Genomic DNA, 19015 nt, shown 5'->3' with positions numbered 1-19015 from the left:
GGGTAGTGGTAATGGTACAGTGATTTTCCAGAATTTAGCAGATATCCAACTGGAAAAATTACTAGCACGGGGTTGCGATTTGCTGCATGATTATTTGCAGACTAACCAGAAGCTAATGAAAAGCGATCGCGGAGCGTTAGCGAGTCCGCGAGCGTCTGGCTCCGCCAACGCCAGGGGCGATCGCGCCTTGTGTTCTGGTAGATGATGGAGAAGAATGATGAAAGGCGTTATACAGCAGTTTTCTTTTGCATGAAGTACAAAGTTACAGGTTTGGAGGCAGGAGGTAGAAACTCTTTATATCTGATGCGTGAGTCTTGGATTTTGTACCTCACTTACTTGCAAACTGCTGTATATATTAATTATCTATCCAAATAATCCTAACTCATGCAAAAAATCGTATCCGATCCAAAAATAATGATGGGCAAACCTGTCATTTCAGGAACTCGTATTACAGTTGAATTAATTCTCGAAAAGCTTGCTGCGGGTGAAACACCTCAGCAAATAATCGAAGCGCATCCGCGACTTAGCGATGAAGGAATTAAAGCAGCTTTGGCATTTGCGGCTCAAGCTTTGCGGTATGATGTGGTTTATCCAACGATTGAGAAAGCTTCTTGAAGTTTTTAGGAGACGAAAATTTAGATTGGCAAATTGTTGAACGTCTGCGGCTGGATGGTCATGAAGTTTTGTATGTTGTGGAAATGGAACCAGGAATTCCTGACGATGAAGTTTTGAACTTGGCTAATAATGAAAGTGCAATTTTGTTGACATCAGATAAAGATTTTGGTGAGTTAGTTTTCCGTTTGCATCGAATTGCGGCAGGTGTGGTGTTAATTCGGTTATTCGGTTTATCTTCAAATGATAGAGCAGAAATTATTGCTAATGGCATTAATGAACACGCAGATGAATTATTAGGAGCTTTTACTGTTATTTCATCTAAAAGTATTCGCATTCGTAAAATAACGTAAATTTTAGATGCGATTGGTGATGGAATAAACAGTGTGATCTGTTAAAGCTTTAAGGTATGTTAAGAATGTCGAGGATAACGTTGCTGTCTACCAAGACGGTCATGGATTTTCGTCGCTACGGGTGAGGGTTATAATTTGTTCGGTAGTGAGGTTTCCAGCAGCGCAACCCCGCATGGTGTCAATCCAGGTTGAGATTTTATCGGTAGGTTGTATTTTCTTGAGGTAGAGACGATCACCTTCGATTTCAAATGCTAATTCTACGTCAGGAGAAATGTTTAGCACCTCTCGGATTTGAGCAGGGATGGTAATCTGACCGTCAGGTGTAATCCGCATAGTGTGTTTGTTGTTCAAGCGTTCTTATGTCTTTATATTAATATCGTCGTAGACATCGCCTTCCATTACCCAACCTCAAGCCGTTGTTTCAGAATCTACGGCAGGAAAACCAGCCAGGAATCATAGACAAAGCCGTACATCTTGGTAGCATTGAGTAAAGTACCCGTCAGCAAGAGAGCGAGGGCGATGTACGCAACCGTCACACAACCACTGACTTTTGAAGAATTTCTTGCCTGGGACGATAGTTCAGGCAGAGAGTTTGAGCTATCGGATGGGATTCCCGTGCCATTATCAGAACCAAATGCAAATCATGAGGATTTGATCGAGCGACTGTGTGCTTACTTAGAAAATCACTGCCAAGAAAATGACCTGCCTTACGTATCGCGCCAGTCTAAGCAGGTTCGGCTCAAAACAGCACCAGGCGAAAAGGAAAAAAGCCGGAAAGCAGATATTGTCATATTTGCAAGAGTTGAATGGCAGAGGATGAAAACTATCTCTAGTTCTGCTGCTGCATATATTCCACCACCCGGAATCATTGGGGTCGTTAGCAATAACTGGAAGGACGACTATCTGACAAAACTTGCTGAATATGTTGGCGTAGCGTCTCGTTGGCGTAGCCTCTCGAAGAGAAGAGAAGACTTGGGCGTTTTCGAGTACATCATTGTAGACTATGCTGCTTTTGGTGGCATTCGGTTCATTGGCTCTCCCAAGCAGCCAACCATTACGATCTACCAACTTGAAGGTGCAGAGTATTTACCCCCAAAGGTGTTTCGAGGGCAGGATCGAATTGATTCTAGATTGTTTCCGAACATTCCCTTAACGGCTGAACAGATTTTTGCAATGAGTTGCTGATTAGCAATGAAGAAATTTATCGAACAGAATTCAGGAGTGCTGGGTACTGGTAGGGAGTTATTAATCTCCCCCAGCCCCTCTCCTCCTTTCTACCGTCAAACAGCAAAATCACTGCGTCGGTAGTTTCGGGTGTGTAGTCGAATATTTTGCTACGATGCCAGAAATCTCAGGGTTGTAAAGCCTCAGATAATTCCAGTAGTTGCCAAATACTTGACGTACATAATTTTTGGTTTCATCGAAGGGAATTTGTTCAACAAACTCATCTGGATCTTGGGTAGTTAGAGTTTGCAGCCATTTGGAAACATTGCCGGGGCCAGCATTGTAACTGGCGATCGCTAGCAAGGAGTTATTGTTATATTGCTCATGGGTATGATCCAAATACCATGTACCCAGCATGATGTTTTCGTTAGGATTTTCTAAATTTATTGTTTTGCTATCCAACTTGATTTGTGGAGCGATCCATTTGGCTGTACTCGGCAACACCTGCATTAAGCCAGTAGCATCAGCGACAGATTTAATTTTTGGTTGAAACCGTGACTCTTGACGGATTAAGGCAGTAACCAACAGGGCATTAAGTTGACGCTCAGTAGACCACTTTTGAATCTCTCGGAGATAGGGAAATGGATAACGGGCTTGCCAGTAGGTAATCTGTTTACTAAGAGCCTGATATTGGGCAAGTTCAGCTGGTATTTCCCGATCTTCCAATTTAGAAATCTTATCAATTCCTAAGAGATTTTCTCCCCTTGCCAATTGCATCAACCCTTCAGTAAATTGCTCTGCTACCGTTGGCTGAATTTTATTTTGAAATTCTGTTTGCCATTGTAACCAAGCATCGCGGTCTTGACCCAGTAGATACAATTCTTTAAAAGTTTCAGAACCAGCAGGCGGTAGTGGACGCTGGGGTGTGATTACTTCTGGGTTCATGACGCGCACGTTGTCAAAGTTGCCGACATTTAGCCCCAACATCGTTGCCGATCGCCACGCATAGTAAGAGTAGGGAAACTGGCTAATCACATACTCATAAGCAGTTTTAGACTCCTGTTGTTTCCCTAGTAAAGCTGCCCATTTGCCTACCCAAAAGCCTGCTCTCGGAGCCAAAATACTATTGGGGTTATTGCTAACAATTGGTTCCGCCCATTGCCAAGCACCAACGTAATCTTTAGCTTTGGCTTTATCTTGGGCGATTTTCCAGCGATACTCTGCCGCTTCATTAGAATTGCCGTATTTGGCTATGAGTAATTGCCACGCTGCGCTAGCTGACTTTTGATCCTTGAGGGCTTGGAGAGTTTTGGCTTTTTGTACCAGTGCAGTCCCAGCTTGTTTGGGAAATTTATTAATTACCTGCTCAAGATAGGGTAAGCCGTCTTTAGAAGTTTTTGCGGTTTCTGCTAACCGCAGTAGTGCAGTTCCAGTTTCCTCAGTATTGGGAAATTGCTGCACTAATTGTTTATAGGTGGCAATCGCTTTTTCTTTATCTTTGCCCCCTATCTGTAAGCCCCGTGCGGTACGGTAGAAATTGCGGGATGTTTTGGGTGCTTTGGCATAAGCATTCGCCGCTTTGAGAAATTGATTATTTTCCCAATAGCCTGTACCAATGAGTTCCCAGTCTTCAGGTTTCAGGGTAGAGTTTTTTACCAACTGATCTAAAACGCCCACTATACCTGGTTGATCGTAAGCATATTTTGCCAAAATTAACTGTAATTTCGGCTGATTGGGATTTTCTTGCAACCGGTTACGGATAATTTCCCAAGTTAGTGGGTTGGCAGGAAATTGAGCGATCGCAGTTTCTTGTTGCTTCGGTTGGGCAATCAGATATAGTGCTTTCACTGTGGCCGCTTCTTTGGGATACAGTCTCAGCACATTTTGCCTGAGATCCGAAGCTTTGCCGTCTTCGCCCAGGATATCCTGCGCCTGTGCCTGTCTCAGTAAAATGTAGGGCGCGAGAATGGAATAGTCTTTATCGAGTCCTTCGAGTAAAGTCAGGGCTTTTTTGGCTTGGGTTCTTTCAATGTAATCACTCGCCAAAAGATAACGAGCGCGATTTCGGTCTGGCGAAGGGGACTGCCCTGCGATCGCTGCTAGTTTTGCCGCCCGTTCTGGCAAAGATTCTGAAATCAGTGGAAAGACGGCTGATTGGGCAATGCTAGCATCTGATGTTTGCTCTGCTTGATTCTGACCCAGTTTGAGCCATTGCCCCAGAGATTTGCCAATCTCAGGTGCTGATACCATTGCCCCAGTTAAAAAGGCAAACAGTGCCGCACCCGCAATTATCGAAATTTGCTTTTTCTGTAGTTTCTTCAGCATGAATACCCGCTGAAAAGTTCCGGTGAATTTCTTGAAACTCTAACACTCCTAACCATCAGTGTGTCCAATTTTTAATTTTAGATTTTTAATTTTATGTAGAAAAATACTAATTTTCAATCCTAAAGTTGGCAGTATTGAGTAAATAGCACATATTAGATGCTATTACATCTATCTTGGGTATATTATAAATGCAGTTCGTCGCCACCAATTATGCAGTAAAAACCCAATCCCCAGTCCTTCTTACGTATGATGATTTGTTGCCATTAGCTTGATCATTTGCAGACAATCACAAGCGATCGCATTTTCTGGGTTAAACTTGATTGCTTGTTGCCAAGATGCGATCGCTTCCGGGAATTCTCCTTGCAATGCCCATAGTTTACCAGCCAATGCATGGAAGTCTGCATTGCTGGAATATAAAGCTAAAGCTTGATTGTTGTGCGCTGCTGCTTCTGAATAAAGTTCTTGTGATAATAAATCTAGTCCTTCTCTGTGATACCAGATAGCTTGGTCATGCAGACGGAGCAAGTCAGATAAGTCTACCTTGCAGCGTTTGCAAGTTGGGGGAGATAAGATAGTAGATTCTTCCGTGTAATCATTATTCCTCTGCTCAAGAGATCCTTTGTTCCCCTTTGTCGGACGATAAATTGCTTCACAAACAGGACATTTCATAGCTGTCTCATATAGATAATGTTTACAATGCCCAATGCCCAATGCCTAATTCGTACTGATATAGTAAAGAAAATCTTCCAGTTCTGCTTGTAACTGGGGTAATTCTGCACTATTGTTAGCGATCGCATCTTCAATCTTGGCTAATAAGTCTTGTAATTCCTCCGCTTGTTCTTCGTCTACAGTCAGAAGTGCTTGCCCCGCGCTCTCTAAAAGTGCTGCCAATTCTGGAGCGATTTCTCCGGCATCGCTGACATCTTCGGCGGAGATTTCAATTGTTTCATCACTTTCAAATAATGATTCTAAATCAGCCCTTGCTTGCTTTAATTCATGGCTGGAAAGTTTGTGTATTCCTGCATTATTTACTACTAGCGTCCCTTGTTGTCCTTTGCCTTTCTCGGTGGTGGTGACGGTGAGAATGCCATTTAAATCAAAGTCAAAGTGAACTTCGACTTGAATTCCTCCTGCTGGTTTGAGTGGCAAGTTCTCCACTCTAAAGGAACCTAAAGGAACATTTTCTTCGGCCATTGCATTTTCTCCCTGAAAAACTTCGATTTCCACTGCATCTTGTTCGTCAAACAAGGTGGAATAAACATGAGAACGGGAAACGGGAACAACGCTATTGCGGGGAATAATCACACTGAAGTAACCAGGCATAATACCCATTTGTGTAGGCACAGCCGCAGCAATGCCGAGGGAATGGGGAATCACATCGACAAGAATAGCGTCCACGGATTCACCTACTAGCACCCCAGCTTGCAAAGCTGCACCTAATGCCACACAAAGGTCTGGTTGAATGCCATCGGTGGGAGTTTGTCCCAAATGCTCGGCGATCATTTCTTGCACCAAAGGAATGCGTGTGGAACCACCAACTAGAATAACCCGGTCAATGTCCTCGGTTTCCAAGTTAGCGTCTGTTAGGGCGCGATCAATTGCCTCTAGGGTTTCTGTCAATAGTGGACGAATCAATTTTTCAAAATCGGCTCGCGCTACTTCTGTCTCTAAATGTAGTGCAGTCTTACCTTTACTACCCAAAAAAGCTTCCCGGACTGTGGCAAAGGCGTGGGAACTCAGGTCAATTTTTACCTGCTCTGCGGCTCGGAGGAGACGCGCTTGAGTGCCAGCATCATCTGGTAGTTCTACACCATGCTCTTTGCGGAACAAATCTGCTAGATGGAGTTGCAAAAGCCTGTCGAAATCGTCTCCACCCAAGCGGTTATTGCCATGACTAGCTAATACTTCTGTGACTTCGCCTGTAATTTCGACTACCGACACATCAAAAGTACCACCTCCCAAGTCATAAACTACAACCTTTTCTGTTTCTTGCGATCGCAAATCATAAGTTAAAGCTGCCGCCGTTGGTTCGTTGATAATTTGCAGTACTTCCAAACCAGCGATCTCGCCAGCCGTTTTAGTTGCTTGTCGTTGAGCATCTGTAAAATAAGCTGGAACCGTAATCACTGCTTGGGTAATTGTTTCTCCCAAAACATCCTCAGCCCGTTGTTTCAGAGCGCGGAGAATAATCGCCGAAACTTCATGAGGTAAGTATTCTTTATCTCCTAAAGTGGTTTTGTGGTCAGTTCCCATCCAGCGCTTAATTGACTTCACAGTGCGTTCTGGAGCCGCTGCATACTGACGGAGTGCTTCGCGTCCCACCAACAATTTACCCGTATCGCTAAACCCCACACAGGAAGGTAAAATCAGGTCGCCATCTTCTCCTGGCAATACTCGTACCTGTCCGTTTTCAACAATTGCCACTTCGGAGTTTGTTGTACCTAAATCAATACCAACTGCTTTCATAAAATTTAATATTCAAAAGTTATTTGCCTTTAGCCCTAGCTGTGTAACCTATATTCCGTAGGTGCGATCGCGCAGAGTGTTCTGTAGGCGATGCTTATACGCAAAATCAAAATATCGTATTTTTGAAGCATGACAGCTTCACCACTTAGATACAAGAGTACAAGATATTGACGCTGCGGTATAGTCGCAAGTAAATGTGATCAAATGGGACTAGTGCTAATGGCATCGCTAGACCTGAAGAGCAAGCTGAATGAATTGCTGGCTGTGGGGTAAAGGCATTCATTACAGGCGAAGGCAGGCGAGATCATCGCATAGCATTTTTGGAGCGATACCTACGGTGGTAACAGAGCTTGCCGTTGGCGCAGCCTCTCGTAGAGAAGTGCAGGCTACACCTACGCGTAGTAGCATTTTCGGAGCGATCGACCGTATCAAGGTTGTTTGTTAGAACCGAGAGGTTACTAACGGCGGGTGAAGCGGAATATTATACTGGTTCACTTATTGGTGAGGCAGTTCTTAAAAGTCTTTTCTTAGTAGCAAGCGGTTATGTTTGGAAGCCCTATGAAGGTGAAGTCTATAAACCGCTAATGGCATCGCCAGACCTGAAGAGCAAGCCGAATAAATTGCTGGCTGTGGGGTAAAGGCATTCATTAAAAGCGATGCCTACGCATTTGCTATTTCACTAACCACATAAATCGACGGATGCAAAAAATCTAACATTTAATAACCCGCAACTTGGGTTACTACTCAAGATGTAATAAGCATTAGGGTAGCACAGCTAGGTGTGCTACCCTACTAATCACCTGTATTCCACTATTATATGAAAGTCTCAGGTTACGAAATCTACATTACTTAGTAATGATTTAGGTTAATGCCAGCTTCTTTTGCCATTGCTTCTAACCCTTTAGTTTCTAGGGATTTGATTGCTTTAGTACAAATCTTTAATTTCACCCAGCGATTTCCAGCTTGCCACCAAACACGTTTGGTTTGCAGATTGGCGTGCTGAAGGCGTTTAGTACGGCGGTGGGAGTGGGAAACAGCAAAGGCGTTATTTGCCTTCTTACCAGTTAGTTGACAGCGACGAGACATAGAAAGTATCTCCAGGTTCTTATTTTAATGCAGCCTTTCCATTTTAGGTGTTAGACAACAGAAGTGGGGATTGGGGAGTAAGGAAATGAGGAAGCAAGGGGATCGGATGAGAAATAACCCCTAACTCCTAACTTCCCACTCAGCACGGGCTGAACGCCCCGCTACCGCTAACAGCACTCAGCACTATTTACTAGCTTGTTCCGTCAACTTGGTGAGTACCTCATTTGATCGCTCGACGAAGGATTTCATTCCCTCAGCATCAAATCCTTTCTGAGACATCAGCGCTAAATCGTAGACGTGTTGGCAAATCAAGTTCACTAAGTGATCTGTAGGCGATTCACCATCACCTTGAATGATACTACCTTGGCTAAGATGGGCTAAATTTTGAATCAGCGGATGAGCAGTATTCACCACCAAAATGTGGTCTTCGGGAAACTCTGCTGACTGCTGCTGCATCATGGCGTTCATTTCTCGCATCCGGCGGAGAATCTCTGGTAGAAGCACGATCGCAGGCGGTGTACCTTGAGGATCGTCTGATTTCAAAGCTTCGGTGCGGATGTTGAGTTTGGGTTTGTTGAGGGATTTCTCAAATAACTCTTTGATCGTCTCACTCCGGGTTTTGTTTGTCTTGGGATCAACAATTTCCGTAGCTTTGTCTTGTTCTAAGAGGGTATTATCTAAATCTGAGTCTACCCGCGTAAATTTGACATCTTGATATTCCCGCTCTAGAAAGTTGATAAAGTGGGTGTCGATGAAGGAGTCCATAAACAGGACTTCCAAGCCTTGATTTTTGTGTAGTTCTATATAAGTGGCTTGGGTTGCTCCATCGGTGCTGTAGAAAACCCGGTTTTCGTTACGTTCTTTGTTACGTTCTAGATACTCTTTCAGCGTGGTGTAAGGAGCGCTAGGTGCTGAAAAATCAGGACTGGGTGAAGTAGGAATGACATCTTGCCAAGCATCCCCGTCTGAAGACTGGACTTCAACCACTGGAGTTTCAGCAGCAGGTTTTTCTGTCAGCTTGGCGGTGGTGCGGAAGACGATAATATCTTCGATTTGTTTTTTGAATTTCTCGTCGTTGAGAACGCCGAATTTTACAAAAGTACCAAGATCCCTCCAGGCGCTAATGTATTCTTCACGATTATCGCGGAAAAGTTCTTTAAGGCGATCGCCTACTTTTTTGGCAATGTAATCACCGATTTTCCGCACGGTGCGATCGCCTTGCAAGGCACTGCGCGATACATTTAAAGGAATGTCGGTGCTATCAAGCACACCCCGCATTGGAGTCAGAAATTGCGGAATTATTTCTTCGCAGTTGTCGCTAACAAAAACTTGATTGCAAAATAGCTTAATCTGCCCTTTGGTAACATCTACATCCGGCCTCATTTTAGGAAAATACAGAATGCCGTTGATGATAAAGGGATAGTCAGTATTTAGATGTACCCATAATAGCGGCTCTTCCTGAAAAGGATACAGGTAGCGGTAAAATTCCAAATAATCTTCTTGAGTTAGATTACTTGGAGAATCTCGCCACGGTGCTTTTTGCTTATTTAATACTTCGCCATCTAATTTAATCGGTACTGGCAAAAAGTCGCAGTAGGTCTTGACAAGATTCTTAATTCGTGCTGATTCTAGAAATTCTTCCTCTTCTCCTTGCAAGCTGAGAGTAATAGTAGTACCGCGAGTTGTCCGGGGCGAATCTTCTAAGGTGAATGCCGGGGAACCATCGCAAGTCCAGTGAACCGCCTGCGCTCCTTCTTGGTAGGAGAGGGTATCAATCTCGACCTTTTGCGCCACCATGAAGGAAGAGTAGAAACCAAGACCGAAGTGGCCAATAATTGGTTGATCTGATTTGCCTTCATACTTATGAATAAATTCTTCAGCACTAGAAAAGGCAACCTGATTGATATATTTCTTAACTTCTTCTGCGGTCATCCCGATACCGTTATCGGAGATAGATAAGGTTTTGTTATTTTTGTCAATGGCAAGTTCAATTTCCGGTTCGCCGATATCTCCAGCGTAATCTCCGGCGCGGGATACCATTTTCAGCTTTTGGATGGCGTCTACAGCGTTAGATACCAGTTCCCGCAAGAATATTTGGTGGTCTGAGTAGAGCGACTTCTTAATGATCGGGAAAATATTCTCAGTATGAATACTGATAGTGCCTTGTTCTAGCATGATTGGTAATCTTTGATGTTAGTATCTGAAATAATGATAATGGCTAATACAGCCCAGTCTGCTGTTTTCTAGGATAAACCCGGAGAACACAGAAGAGCATGATAACAATTAGGATTTTAAAAGCATAGCTTAGGCGATGTCTACGACGGGCTGCGCCTACGCTCGTTTTTTGAGTATTGTTTGCCCCCATAGTGCGATTCGGATTTCCCAACTCCTGAGTTTCAACGCAGTTCTATTAGTCTAGTTAAGGCTGCTGGCTACGCATTACTGAAATTCTTTTCTAACACCAAAAAATAGTGGTATGGGTAAGTAGGATCGATAAATTCTTGCTTGACAGTTAACCCAGCTTTAGCAACAGAGTTTAAAATTCGCTTTTTGGGATATCCTTTCAAACCCATTTCCCAGTAATGTTCGTCGCATACTGGCTCTGTACTCCAGAATTTTGGCACATTGATTAAGAAATGCCTTGGTCTGCCTGAAAAAGAGGTTCTGATCTGAAATGCCAAGTATTCGGTGCAATAGGGAATCGAAATCACCAAAAATTTCTTTGTTGCAATGCTAAGTTTTTTCAGTACTTCTTCTGACTGTTCATAAGGTAAGTGTTCCAGCACTTGAAACAGAACGATCGCATCAAATTTATCTTTTGGCAAATAAAAATCTGTTGTTAGATCCAAAATTATTTCTGGTTTGAGGTTGGGATCAACATCAGCAGTAGTGACGTTGTATCCATTATTATTCAGAATGTCTGTTAACAGAGAATTAAAAATCCCAATTTCCAGAACGTTTTTTACCTGATTACCTAGCGAAAAAATTAGACGCACCTGGTGGTGGTAACTGACGAGCCGATTTTTTGATAAATATTCCGAATTTCTAATATCTAAGGAGGTGATGAGTTGCATAAACAATGCCTACTTAACCTGATGGACTGACAAATGTGGTGGGTATACAACTACATAATTCCCAGAAAAATAGTTAAAGTAACAGCACCTTAACCCGATGATTAGAAGTCGCACGCTTTTCTTCTGTGGTTGCCGCTGCGCGAACGGGTGATGCTCGTTCTGACGCGGGAACCTCCGCAACGCACTGGCTCGACTATACAAACTTTCCTCCACCTCCGCAGACTAAGCTTTTGAAACCCGCAGGTGGGTTTTGCCTGTGTAGCCAAACCAGTACAGTCTTTTTGGTTTCCCCATGAGCAACTAACTGGCGTGCGAATTTTATTTACCAGGGCTATGTAGCAATTTGTGGTACTGACACCTTCACCAGCACTTTTTTGTTAAAAGACAGACCGTTTTCATTTTTGTCAATGATAATCGTGTCTCCAGAGATAAAAGTATTCTCCAATAATTTGGTGGCGAGGGGGTTTTCTACTTCTCGCTGAATTGCGCGTTTGAGTGGGCGGGCACCGTAAACTGGGTCATAGCCTGATTCGACAAGGTAATCACAGGCAGATTGGGATATCTCAAAGAAGATTTTTTGCTCTCGCAGGAGACTTTCTACCCGCTTGAGTTGAATGCGGATGATCTGCCGCATTTCTGTGCGATTTAAGGTATGGAAGAGAATAATATCATCAACGCGGTTGAGAAATTCTGGGCGGAAATGCGATCGCAAGTTTTCCATTACTCGCTTCCGCATTGTTTCATACTGGGAATCATCACCAGCTACATCTAAAATATGTTCGCTACCAATGTTACTGGTCATGACAATGACACTGTTACGAAAATCTACCGTCCTTCCCTGAGAGTCAGTAATTCTCCCATCATCTAACACCTGCAATAAAATATTAAACACATCTGGGTGCGCTTTTTCCACTTCATCCAGCAGCACCACAGAATAAGGACGGCGGCGAACCGCCTCGGAAAGTTGACCACCTTCTTCATAGCCTACATATCCTGGAGGTGCTCCTACAAGGCGGGAAACTGAGTGTTTTTCCATGTACTCAGACATATCCAAGCGCACTAAGGCCTCATCAGAATCGAAGAGAAACTGAGCTAAAGCCCGGGCGAGTTCGGTCTTGCCGACACCTGTGGGTCCCATGAACAAAAATGAGCCAATGGGACGAGAGGGGTCTTTCATCCCCGCACGGGCGCGACGAATTGCGGCTGCTACTGCTTCTACAGCCTCTTCTTGCCCAATAACTCGTTCATGCAAATGACTTTCTAGTTGCAGTAATTTTTGCCGTTCCGATTCCAACAGGCGATTGACGGGGATTCCTGTCCATTTGGCGACGATTTCGGCAATATCAGCTTCGGTAACTTGTTCTCGCAGCAGCGTGGAACCTTGGTTTTGAATTTCTAAAAAGTTCGCTTCTTTGGCTTCGCGATCGCGTTGTACTCCTTCCAATTTGCCATACTTCAGTTGTGCAGCTTTATTCAGGTCATAAGCACGTTCCGCCTGTTCAATTTGGACTCGCAAGGCATCTTCTTCTTTCTTTAAGGCGCTTATCGCCTCCAATAGCTGCTTTTCACCTTGCCATTGCTCATTGAAAATCTGCTGTTTCTCTGTTAAATTGGCGATTTCTTGCTCAATTCGTTCCAAACGTTCTCTCGTTTGGGCAGTACCCTTCTCTTCACCAGCTAATGAGAGCTTTTCCATTTCTAACTGCATGATGCGGCGATCAATGGTTTCCAATTCTGCCGGTTTGGAGGTAATCTCCATTTTCAACTGTGCTGCTGCTTCATCGACCAAATCAATGGCTTTATCTGGCAAAAAGCGATCGCTAATATAACGCGCTGACAGAGTTGCGGCTGCTACCAAAGCCGAATCAGAAATTTTGACATTGTGATGGACTTCATAGCGTTCTTTCAATCCGCGCAGAATGGAAATAGTGTTTTCCACACTTGGTTGATCGACAAATACTTGCTGGAAGCGGCGTTCTAGAGCAGCGTCTTTCTCAATGTGTTTACGGAACTCATCAAGGGTAGTCGCACCAATACAACGCAGTTCTCCCCGCGCCAACATTGGTTTGAGCAGATTTCCGGCATCCATCGCCCCTTGTTGATTGGAACCGGTGCCGACTACGGTGTGCAGTTCATCAATAAACAGCACAATATCACCGTTAGATTCAGTAACTTCCTTGAGAACTGCTTTGAGGCGTTCTTCAAATTCACCTCGTAATTTTGCTCCAGCAATTAAACTACCGATATCTAACGAGATCAACTTGCGGTTTTTCAGAGATTCGGGAACGTCACCGTTTACCATCCGTTGCGCTAAAGCTTCAGCGATCGCTGTTTTACCTACCCCAGGTTCACCAATTAATACAGGGTTATTTTTGCTACGACGAGACAAGACTTGAATTACCCGCCGAATTTCATCATCCCGCCCAATTACCGGGTCAAGTTTTCCAGCTTTTGCCTGTTCTGTCAAATCTCGGCCAAATTTTTGTAAGGCTTCATAGCGGGATTCTGGGCTTTGATCTGTTACCTTTTGGCTACCGCGAATGGCTTTGATAGTAGTTTCTAGCTTTGCTGTATCGGCGTTAAAGCTTTTGAGGATCTTTCGGCCAATGCGATCGTCTTCAGCAAAAGCCAAGAGGATGTGTTCTACGGAAATGTAGGAGTCTTTCATCCTGGCTCTAGCTTCTTCAGCTCGGTCTAGTAAAACATCTAAACTGCGACTAAGGTAGAGCTGATCGCTTTTACCAACTTTGGGCTGACGTTGGATAAAAGCTTCGAGTTGCTGTTGGAAGTGGATTGGATCGACCTCAGATCGAGCCAGAATACGTATTGCTAGACTAGTGGGTTCTTCTAAAAGGGCAATAATTAAATGTTCAACATCTAGTTGCTGTTGTTGATAAGCACGGACTATATCCTGAGATTTGACAATTGCTTCCCAGGCTTTATCAGTAAATTTATTTGGATCTGTAGGTTGCATCTTTAGAATTTTGGATTTTGAATTTTTAGTTTAGGGATTGGGGATTGGTAATTGATGATAGTTTGAATCTATTACCTATTTTCTAATTTAAAACGAAAATACTGTTCTGAGCGGACTTTGCCAAATGGTACTGTTGGAGCGATGTCTATTAGTGTTGCTCATCAACGACAGCATGGGAGTAATACTAATAGAATTTACGCACAGAAGATCCCCTAACCCGCCTAAAAAGAAGAGGCAAAAAGCGAAAAGTCTCGCGTATCCGGGTAACAAAAGGGCGAAACGCGAATTTGCGGGAAGAATCAATCTCCCCGCATCTGGTTCAGCGTTTTAAGACATCGGTGTGGATTTTCCTACAGCTAGGGACTTTGATAGAGTTCTGCACTACTGAAGCTCAGATCCATCACCGATATTTCTGCTTTGAGAATTACTGACTCACAAGTTGCTCTTGTGATTCCTGTTTTACCGCTGATCCTTGATTTCCCAGTTGAATCAGTTCAACTTTATACCCATCTGGATCTTCCACAAAAGCAATTACTGTCGAACCATGTTTCATCGGGCTGGCTTCCCGCACAATTTTACCGCCCTGATTGCGGATTTCTTCACACTTAGCGTAAATATCATCAACGCCAAGGGCAATATGACCATAAGCATTACCCAATTCGTACTTTTCCACTCCCCAGTTGTAGGTTAGTTCGATCACGGCGTTGTCGCTTTCGTCGCCGTAGCCAACAAAAGCCAGGGTAAATTCTCCCCCTGGATAATCTTTTCGGCGCAATAATTTCATTCCTAGAACTTCACAGTAGAACTTTAAGGACTCTTCAAGGTTGCCCACCCGCAGCATTGTATGTAGTAATCGCATATTGACCTTTTGTTTTTACTCTGTTGAGTATTGCTTTCTGCCAACATTTTACCGAAGAAGAATTCAGGAGCCGAAATTCTGAATGGATTCTGTGCGACTAGATTTAAAATTTTGAAAGTTCCGAGTTCAAAGAGTCAACGACCGAGTTCAAAGAGTCAACGACCGAGTTCAAAGAGTCAACGACCGAGTTCAAAGGCTCAACGACCGAGTTCAAAGGCTCAACAACCGAGTTCAAAGAGTCAACGACCGAGTTCAAAGGCTCAACGACCGAGTTCAAAGAGTCAACGACCGAGTTCAAAGAGTCAACGACCGAGTTCAGAGGCTCAACGACCGAGTTCAAAGGCTCAACGACCGAGTTCAGAGGCTCAACGACCGAGTTCAGAGCTATTAATGAATAGAAGAAAGACTAATTTTGATACCGCTAATCTCAATCCTTGAGCAAAGCGCTTTGACCTAATGACTGGAAATATTCTTTAATCTCAGCCAAGAAAGTCTCTTAACCGCCTATGCTAACGATTGGGTTAGGCCGCTGGACTGTATGCGTAACACACTCTAACAAAGGACAGAATACAGATGAGTAAATTTCTAGATACTGCAATTGAAGCGATCGCAGCCCGCGAAATTCTTGATTCACGCGGTAGACCGACAATTGAAGCCGAAGTGCATTTAGCCAACGGTGTTGTCGGACTGGCGCAGGTTCCCAGTGGTGCCTCAACTGGTACTTTTGAGGCTCACGAACTACGTGATGGCGATAAAAGCCGTTATGGGGGCAAAGGCGTACTCAAGGCAGTCCAAAACGTTAAAGAAGCGATCGCGCCCCAATTGGTAGGCTTGGATGCCCTCAACCAAGAACTCCTAGACCGCACAATGATTGCTACAGATGGTTCTGACAATAAATCCAACTTGGGGGCTAATGCGATTTTGGCAGTTTCCCTAGCAGCAGCTAAAGCTGGTGCTGAGTCTCTAGCAATTCCCCTGTATCGCTACTTGGGTAGCCCTTTAGCGAATTTGCTCCCAGTGCCGTTGATGAATGTGATTAACGGTGGCGCACACGCATCAAACAACGTAGATTTTCAAGAGTTTATGATTGTCCCAATTGGCGCAACTTCCTTCCGGGAAGCATTGCGCTGGGGTGCAGAGGTGTTTGCTACCCTCAGTCAAGTATTAGATGAAAAGGGTTTGCTGACTGGTGTAGGCGATGAAGGCGGCTTTGCCCCTAACCTAGAGTCCAATCAGGTGGCTTTAGAGCTGCTGGTTGCTGCCATTCAGAAAGCTGGTTACAAGCCAGGGGAACAAGTAGCTTTGGCATTGGATGTGGCGGCTAGTGAGTTTTACAAAAATGGGCAATATGTCTACGATAGTAAACCTCACACCCCGGCTGAGTTCATTGATTACTTGGCTCAACTGGTTGACCAGTATCCCATTGTGTCAATTGAGGATGGCTTGCACGAAGAAGACTGGCAAAGTTGGCAATTGCTGACCGAGAAGTTAGGTTCGCGGGTGCAATTGGTAGGGGATGACTTGTTTGTAACTAACGTCACTCGCTTGCAAAGAGGCATCCAGGAAAAAGCAGGTAATGCCATTTTGATTAAACTCAATCAAATTGGTTCTCTCACCGAAACCTTAGAAACGATCGATTTGGCAAATCGCAACAGTTTCCGTTCAGTAATTAGCCATCGTTCCGGTGAAACCGAAGATACAACGATCGCTGATTTAGCTGTAGCAACCCGTGCCGGTCAAATTAAAACAGGTTCTCTCTGTCGCAGCGAACGAGTAGCAAAATATAATCGCTTGCTGCGAATTGAAGATGAACTAGGCGATCGCGCCGTTTATGCTGGTGCTGTAGGTTTAGGGCCTAAGTAGGGACTGAAGACTAGGGACAATGGGGAGAATGGGGACAAGGAATTATTGAAGAAGTCTCTCCTTTATCTCCTCCCCATGCCCAATGCCCAATGCCCAATGCCCAATGCCCAATGCCCAATGCCCAATGCCCAAAGCCCAATGCCCAATGCCCAATTAGGGATAAAACCCCAATTTGGGCAACCCTAAAGTTTCATCCCAGCCCATCATCAGGTTTAGACACTGAATTGCTTGACCTGCCTCTCCTTTAATTAGATTGTCAATTGCTGACATGACAATCACGCGACCTGTGCGTGGGTCAACTTCTAAACCGATGTAACAAAGATTGCTGCTATTAGCCCACTTGGTTTGGGGGTAAACGCCGCTACCGCAGATTTTCACCCAAGGAGAGTTGCGGTAGAAGGCTGAAAAAATCGTGATTAAATCATCTCGCACTAAACCAGGATCGCGCAGTGTGGCATATACCGTTGCCAAAATACCGCGCACCATTGGAATCAGATGCGGTGTAAATTGGATCATGAGTTCGTGACCAGCTAAGTCACTGCAAATTTGCTCAATTTCTGGGGTATGACGATGATGGACGACATTGTAAGCTGCTATGGAGTTGTCTGCCTCAGCTAGTAATAAATTGGTTTGAGCTTGCCGCCCACTGCCAGATGTACCAGATTTGGCATCGATAATAGCTGTTTCTGGTACGATTAAACCTTGCTTTAAAAGTGGCGAAAGTGCAAGGAGACTAGCGGTAGGATAGGAACCAGGACAGCCAACGAGTTGAGCTTCAGAAATGCGATCACGATAAAGTTCTGGTAATCCATAAACTGCTGTAGCTGCAATAATGCGATCGCTTCTCTGTATACCATACCAATTTGTATAAGTTGTTAAATCACTGAACCGATAGTCTGCACTCAAATCTAGTACTTTACATCCTTTTTCCAACAGTTTGGGCGCGATTTGGCAAGCCATACCATTCGGTAAAGACAGGAAAACGACTTCACAGCGATGAGCAATTATTTCTGGTTCCACCGCCTCTATTGGCAGGTTAGCTGCATGAGCCAGATGCGGGTAAATATCTCCAAAAGATTTCCCGATACTGCTCTCACCGCCTAAATAAACCAGTTCGACTTCTGGATGATCCATCAGTAATCGTACTAACTGTACTCCGCCATAGCTCGACGCGCCAACAACCCCAACGGTTACGCGTCTAAATTTGCCCATGATCTGAAATCCTTATCCCATGAATGGTTAATTGGTTCTTAGCTATCAACAATATCAGCGACTAGACGGTACAACGCATAAAACGCCTAAAACCTCTCCACTTTGTTCTGGGGAATGAAAAGTCAAAAGTCCAACAGTTTTTGATACTTATCCCTTGACCATTGACTTCAGAGAATGAGTGTTTAACCTAAACCCCAATTGTAAATTTTTGCCATGTTATGAAATCATTGCTAGTCTACTTCTCTGCCTTATAAAGGAGCTACAATCAAAAAGAAGAAATTGTAAAAAAAATTTACGTTTATAGCTGGAAATCTTTCTGTGTCACAGCCTAATACTACACAAGCTTTTAAATTTGATTCGATTGATGCCGCCTTAGCAGACCTAAAAGCTGGTCGCGTCATTGTAGTTGTAGATGATGAAAATAGAGAAAATGAAGGTGACTTAATCTGTGCTGCCCAATTTGCCACACCCGACATGATTAATTTCATGGCGGTGCAAGCTAGAGGACTGATTTGTTTGGCAATGACTGGCGATCGCCTAGACGAGTTAGATTTACCCTTGATGGTAAGCAACATTACAGATACTAACCAAACAGCTTTCACCGTCAGTATTGATGCCGGGCCAGAATTAGGTGTGACTACTGGCATCTCAGCAGAAGACCGCGCCCGCACTATCCAGGTTACTCTCAACCCAGCGACAAAACCTACCGATTTACGTCGTCCTGGCCATATTTTCCCCATTCGGGCTAAGGAAGGAGGCGTACTCAAACGCGCCGGACATACAGAAGCGGCTGTGGATTTATCTCGATTAGCAGGGCTATACCCATCTGGGGTAATTTGTGAAATTCAAAACCCCGACGGTTCAATGGCGCGGTTGCAACAGTTAATTGAATATGCAAAACGTCACAATTTAAAAATTATTCGTATTGCAGATTTGATCAGTTATCGCCTACAGCACGATCGCTTAGTGTACCGAGAAGTTATTACCAAACTGCCTAGTGAATTCGGTCAGTTTGAAATTTACGCCT

At 44.1% G+C, this 19015-nt stretch carries 17 protein-coding genes; 7 read left to right on the top strand and 10 right to left on the bottom strand.

What is annotated here, in order from left to right; genetic code table 11:
- The 3 genes from ACEW80_RS24100 to ACEW80_RS24090 all read left to right on the top strand — a co-directional run.
- The coding region (locus ACEW80_RS24100; protein WP_373529013.1) for a hypothetical protein at positions 1 to 205 on the top strand (205 nt) is incomplete at its 5' end.
- A gap of 179 nt (positions 206 to 384) precedes the next feature.
- A complete protein-coding gene (locus ACEW80_RS24095) occupies positions 385 to 615 on the top strand; it encodes a DUF433 domain-containing protein (RefSeq protein ID WP_373529012.1) in 231 nt (76 codons plus the stop codon).
- A complete protein-coding gene (locus tag ACEW80_RS24090) occupies positions 612 to 965 on the top strand; it encodes a DUF5615 family PIN-like protein (RefSeq protein ID WP_373529011.1) in 354 nt (117 codons plus the stop codon). The genes ACEW80_RS24095 and ACEW80_RS24090 overlap by 4 nt, the downstream gene beginning before the upstream one ends.
- 99 nt (positions 966 to 1064) lie before the next feature.
- Here the strand turns inward: ACEW80_RS24090 and ACEW80_RS24085 are convergent, their stop codons facing one another.
- Positions 1065 to 1316, bottom strand: a complete 252-nt coding sequence (locus tag ACEW80_RS24085) for an AbrB/MazE/SpoVT family DNA-binding domain-containing protein (RefSeq protein WP_373529010.1) — start codon at positions 1314 to 1316, stop codon at positions 1065 to 1067.
- A 168-nt stretch (positions 1317 to 1484) separates the two neighbouring features.
- Here ACEW80_RS24085 and ACEW80_RS24080 point away from each other — a divergent pair, with 168 nt between their 5' ends.
- Complete coding sequence (locus ACEW80_RS24080) at positions 1485 to 2150, top strand: Uma2 family endonuclease (protein ID WP_373529009.1); 666 nt, start codon at positions 1485 to 1487, stop codon at positions 2148 to 2150.
- A gap of 108 nt (positions 2151 to 2258) precedes the next feature.
- Here ACEW80_RS24080 and ACEW80_RS24075 read toward each other — a convergent pair whose 3' ends face one another.
- The 3 genes from ACEW80_RS24075 to ACEW80_RS24065 form a co-directional block, all read right to left on the bottom strand.
- Positions 2259 to 4454 (bottom strand): transglycosylase SLT domain-containing protein, encoded by a 2196-nt coding sequence (locus tag ACEW80_RS24075; RefSeq protein WP_373529008.1) that lies wholly within the window; start codon positions 4452 to 4454, stop codon positions 2259 to 2261.
- Between the two features lie 240 nt (positions 4455 to 4694).
- Positions 4695 to 5123, bottom strand: a complete 429-nt coding sequence (locus tag ACEW80_RS24070; RefSeq protein ID WP_373529007.1) for a tetratricopeptide repeat protein — start codon at positions 5121 to 5123, stop codon at positions 4695 to 4697.
- Positions 5124 to 5168: 45 nt separating this feature from the next.
- Complete coding sequence (locus tag ACEW80_RS24065) at positions 5169 to 6920, bottom strand: Hsp70 family protein (protein WP_373529006.1); 1752 nt, start codon at positions 6918 to 6920, stop codon at positions 5169 to 5171.
- A 356-nt stretch (positions 6921 to 7276) separates the two neighbouring features.
- Here ACEW80_RS24065 and ACEW80_RS24060 point away from each other — a divergent pair, with 356 nt between their 5' ends.
- Positions 7277 to 7558 (top strand): hypothetical protein, encoded by a 282-nt coding sequence (locus tag ACEW80_RS24060; protein WP_373529005.1) that lies wholly within the window; start codon positions 7277 to 7279, stop codon positions 7556 to 7558.
- A gap of 211 nt (positions 7559 to 7769) precedes the next feature.
- On the opposite strand, the gene rpmB is transcribed toward ACEW80_RS24060, so the two are convergent.
- From rpmB to gloA, 5 genes are all read right to left on the bottom strand, one after another.
- Positions 7770 to 8006 carry a 50S ribosomal protein L28 gene (gene rpmB / locus ACEW80_RS24055; RefSeq protein WP_373529004.1) on the bottom strand — a complete coding sequence of 79 codons (237 nt, stop codon included), beginning with the start codon at positions 8004 to 8006 and terminating at the stop codon, positions 7770 to 7772.
- A gap of 183 nt (positions 8007 to 8189) precedes the next feature.
- On the bottom strand, positions 8190 to 10181 hold the full coding sequence (htpG, locus tag ACEW80_RS24050; protein ID WP_373529003.1) for a molecular chaperone HtpG: 1992 nt from the start codon (positions 10179 to 10181) through the stop codon (positions 8190 to 8192).
- Between the two features lie 257 nt (positions 10182 to 10438).
- Positions 10439 to 11080: a methyltransferase domain-containing protein gene (locus ACEW80_RS24045; RefSeq protein ID WP_373529002.1), complete on the bottom strand. Its 642-nt coding sequence runs from the start codon at positions 11078 to 11080 to the stop codon at positions 10439 to 10441.
- A gap of 331 nt (positions 11081 to 11411) precedes the next feature.
- Entirely contained in the window at positions 11412 to 14054 is a 2643-nt protein-coding gene (clpB, locus tag ACEW80_RS24040) for an ATP-dependent chaperone ClpB (protein ID WP_373529001.1), read from the bottom strand.
- 424 nt (positions 14055 to 14478) lie between these two features.
- Positions 14479 to 14913, bottom strand: a complete 435-nt coding sequence (gene gloA, locus ACEW80_RS24035; RefSeq protein ID WP_373529000.1) for a lactoylglutathione lyase — start codon at positions 14911 to 14913, stop codon at positions 14479 to 14481.
- Between the two features lie 573 nt (positions 14914 to 15486).
- Between gloA and eno the strand changes: the two genes are divergently transcribed.
- On the top strand, positions 15487 to 16776 hold the full coding sequence (eno, locus tag ACEW80_RS24030) for a phosphopyruvate hydratase (RefSeq protein ID WP_373528999.1): 1290 nt from the start codon (positions 15487 to 15489) through the stop codon (positions 16774 to 16776).
- Positions 16777 to 16929: 153 nt separating this feature from the next.
- Here eno and argC read toward each other — a convergent pair whose 3' ends face one another.
- Complete coding sequence (argC, locus tag ACEW80_RS24025; RefSeq protein ID WP_373528998.1) at positions 16930 to 17988, bottom strand: N-acetyl-gamma-glutamyl-phosphate reductase; 1059 nt, start codon at positions 17986 to 17988, stop codon at positions 16930 to 16932.
- Between the two features lie 318 nt (positions 17989 to 18306).
- Between argC and ribB the strand changes: the two genes are divergently transcribed.
- A partial coding sequence (gene ribB / locus ACEW80_RS24020; protein ID WP_373528997.1) for a 3,4-dihydroxy-2-butanone-4-phosphate synthase occupies positions 18307 to 19015 on the top strand: 709 nt, incomplete at its 3' end.

The organism is Nostoc sp. (assembly GCF_041747015.1).
In the GTDB taxonomy this organism is placed as follows: Bacteria; Cyanobacteriota; Cyanobacteriia; order Cyanobacteriales; family Nostocaceae; genus Nostoc.
Note: the sequence above shows the minus strand (reverse complement) of the source record. Positions and strands in the feature narration are given on the sequence as shown.

Coding starts and splice junctions, on each gene's coding strand:
- ACEW80_RS24045 (WP_373529002.1), bottom strand. CDS start 11,080: ATGCAACTCATCACCTCCTTAGATATTAGAAATTCGGAATATTTATCA.
- ACEW80_RS24075 (WP_373529008.1), bottom strand. CDS start 4,454: ATGCTGAAGAAACTACAGAAAAAGCAAATTTCGATAATTGCGGGTGCG.
- ACEW80_RS24080 (WP_373529009.1), top strand. CDS start 1,485: ATGTACGCAACCGTCACACAACCACTGACTTTTGAAGAATTTCTTGCC.
- argC (WP_373528998.1), bottom strand. CDS start 17,988: ATGGGCAAATTTAGACGCGTAACCGTTGGGGTTGTTGGCGCGTCGAGC.
- gloA (WP_373529000.1), bottom strand. CDS start 14,913: ATGCGATTACTACATACAATGCTGCGGGTGGGCAACCTTGAAGAGTCC.
- ACEW80_RS24095 (WP_373529012.1), top strand. CDS start 385: ATGCAAAAAATCGTATCCGATCCAAAAATAATGATGGGCAAACCTGTC.
- ACEW80_RS24070 (WP_373529007.1), bottom strand. CDS start 5,123: ATGAAATGTCCTGTTTGTGAAGCAATTTATCGTCCGACAAAGGGGAAC.
- clpB (WP_373529001.1), bottom strand. CDS start 14,054: ATGCAACCTACAGATCCAAATAAATTTACTGATAAAGCCTGGGAAGCA.
- eno (WP_373528999.1), top strand. CDS start 15,487: ATGAGTAAATTTCTAGATACTGCAATTGAAGCGATCGCAGCCCGCGAA.
- ACEW80_RS24065 (WP_373529006.1), bottom strand. CDS start 6,920: ATGAAAGCAGTTGGTATTGATTTAGGTACAACAAACTCCGAAGTGGCA.
- rpmB (WP_373529004.1), bottom strand. CDS start 8,006: ATGTCTCGTCGCTGTCAACTAACTGGTAAGAAGGCAAATAACGCCTTT.
- htpG (WP_373529003.1), bottom strand. CDS start 10,181: ATGCTAGAACAAGGCACTATCAGTATTCATACTGAGAATATTTTCCCG.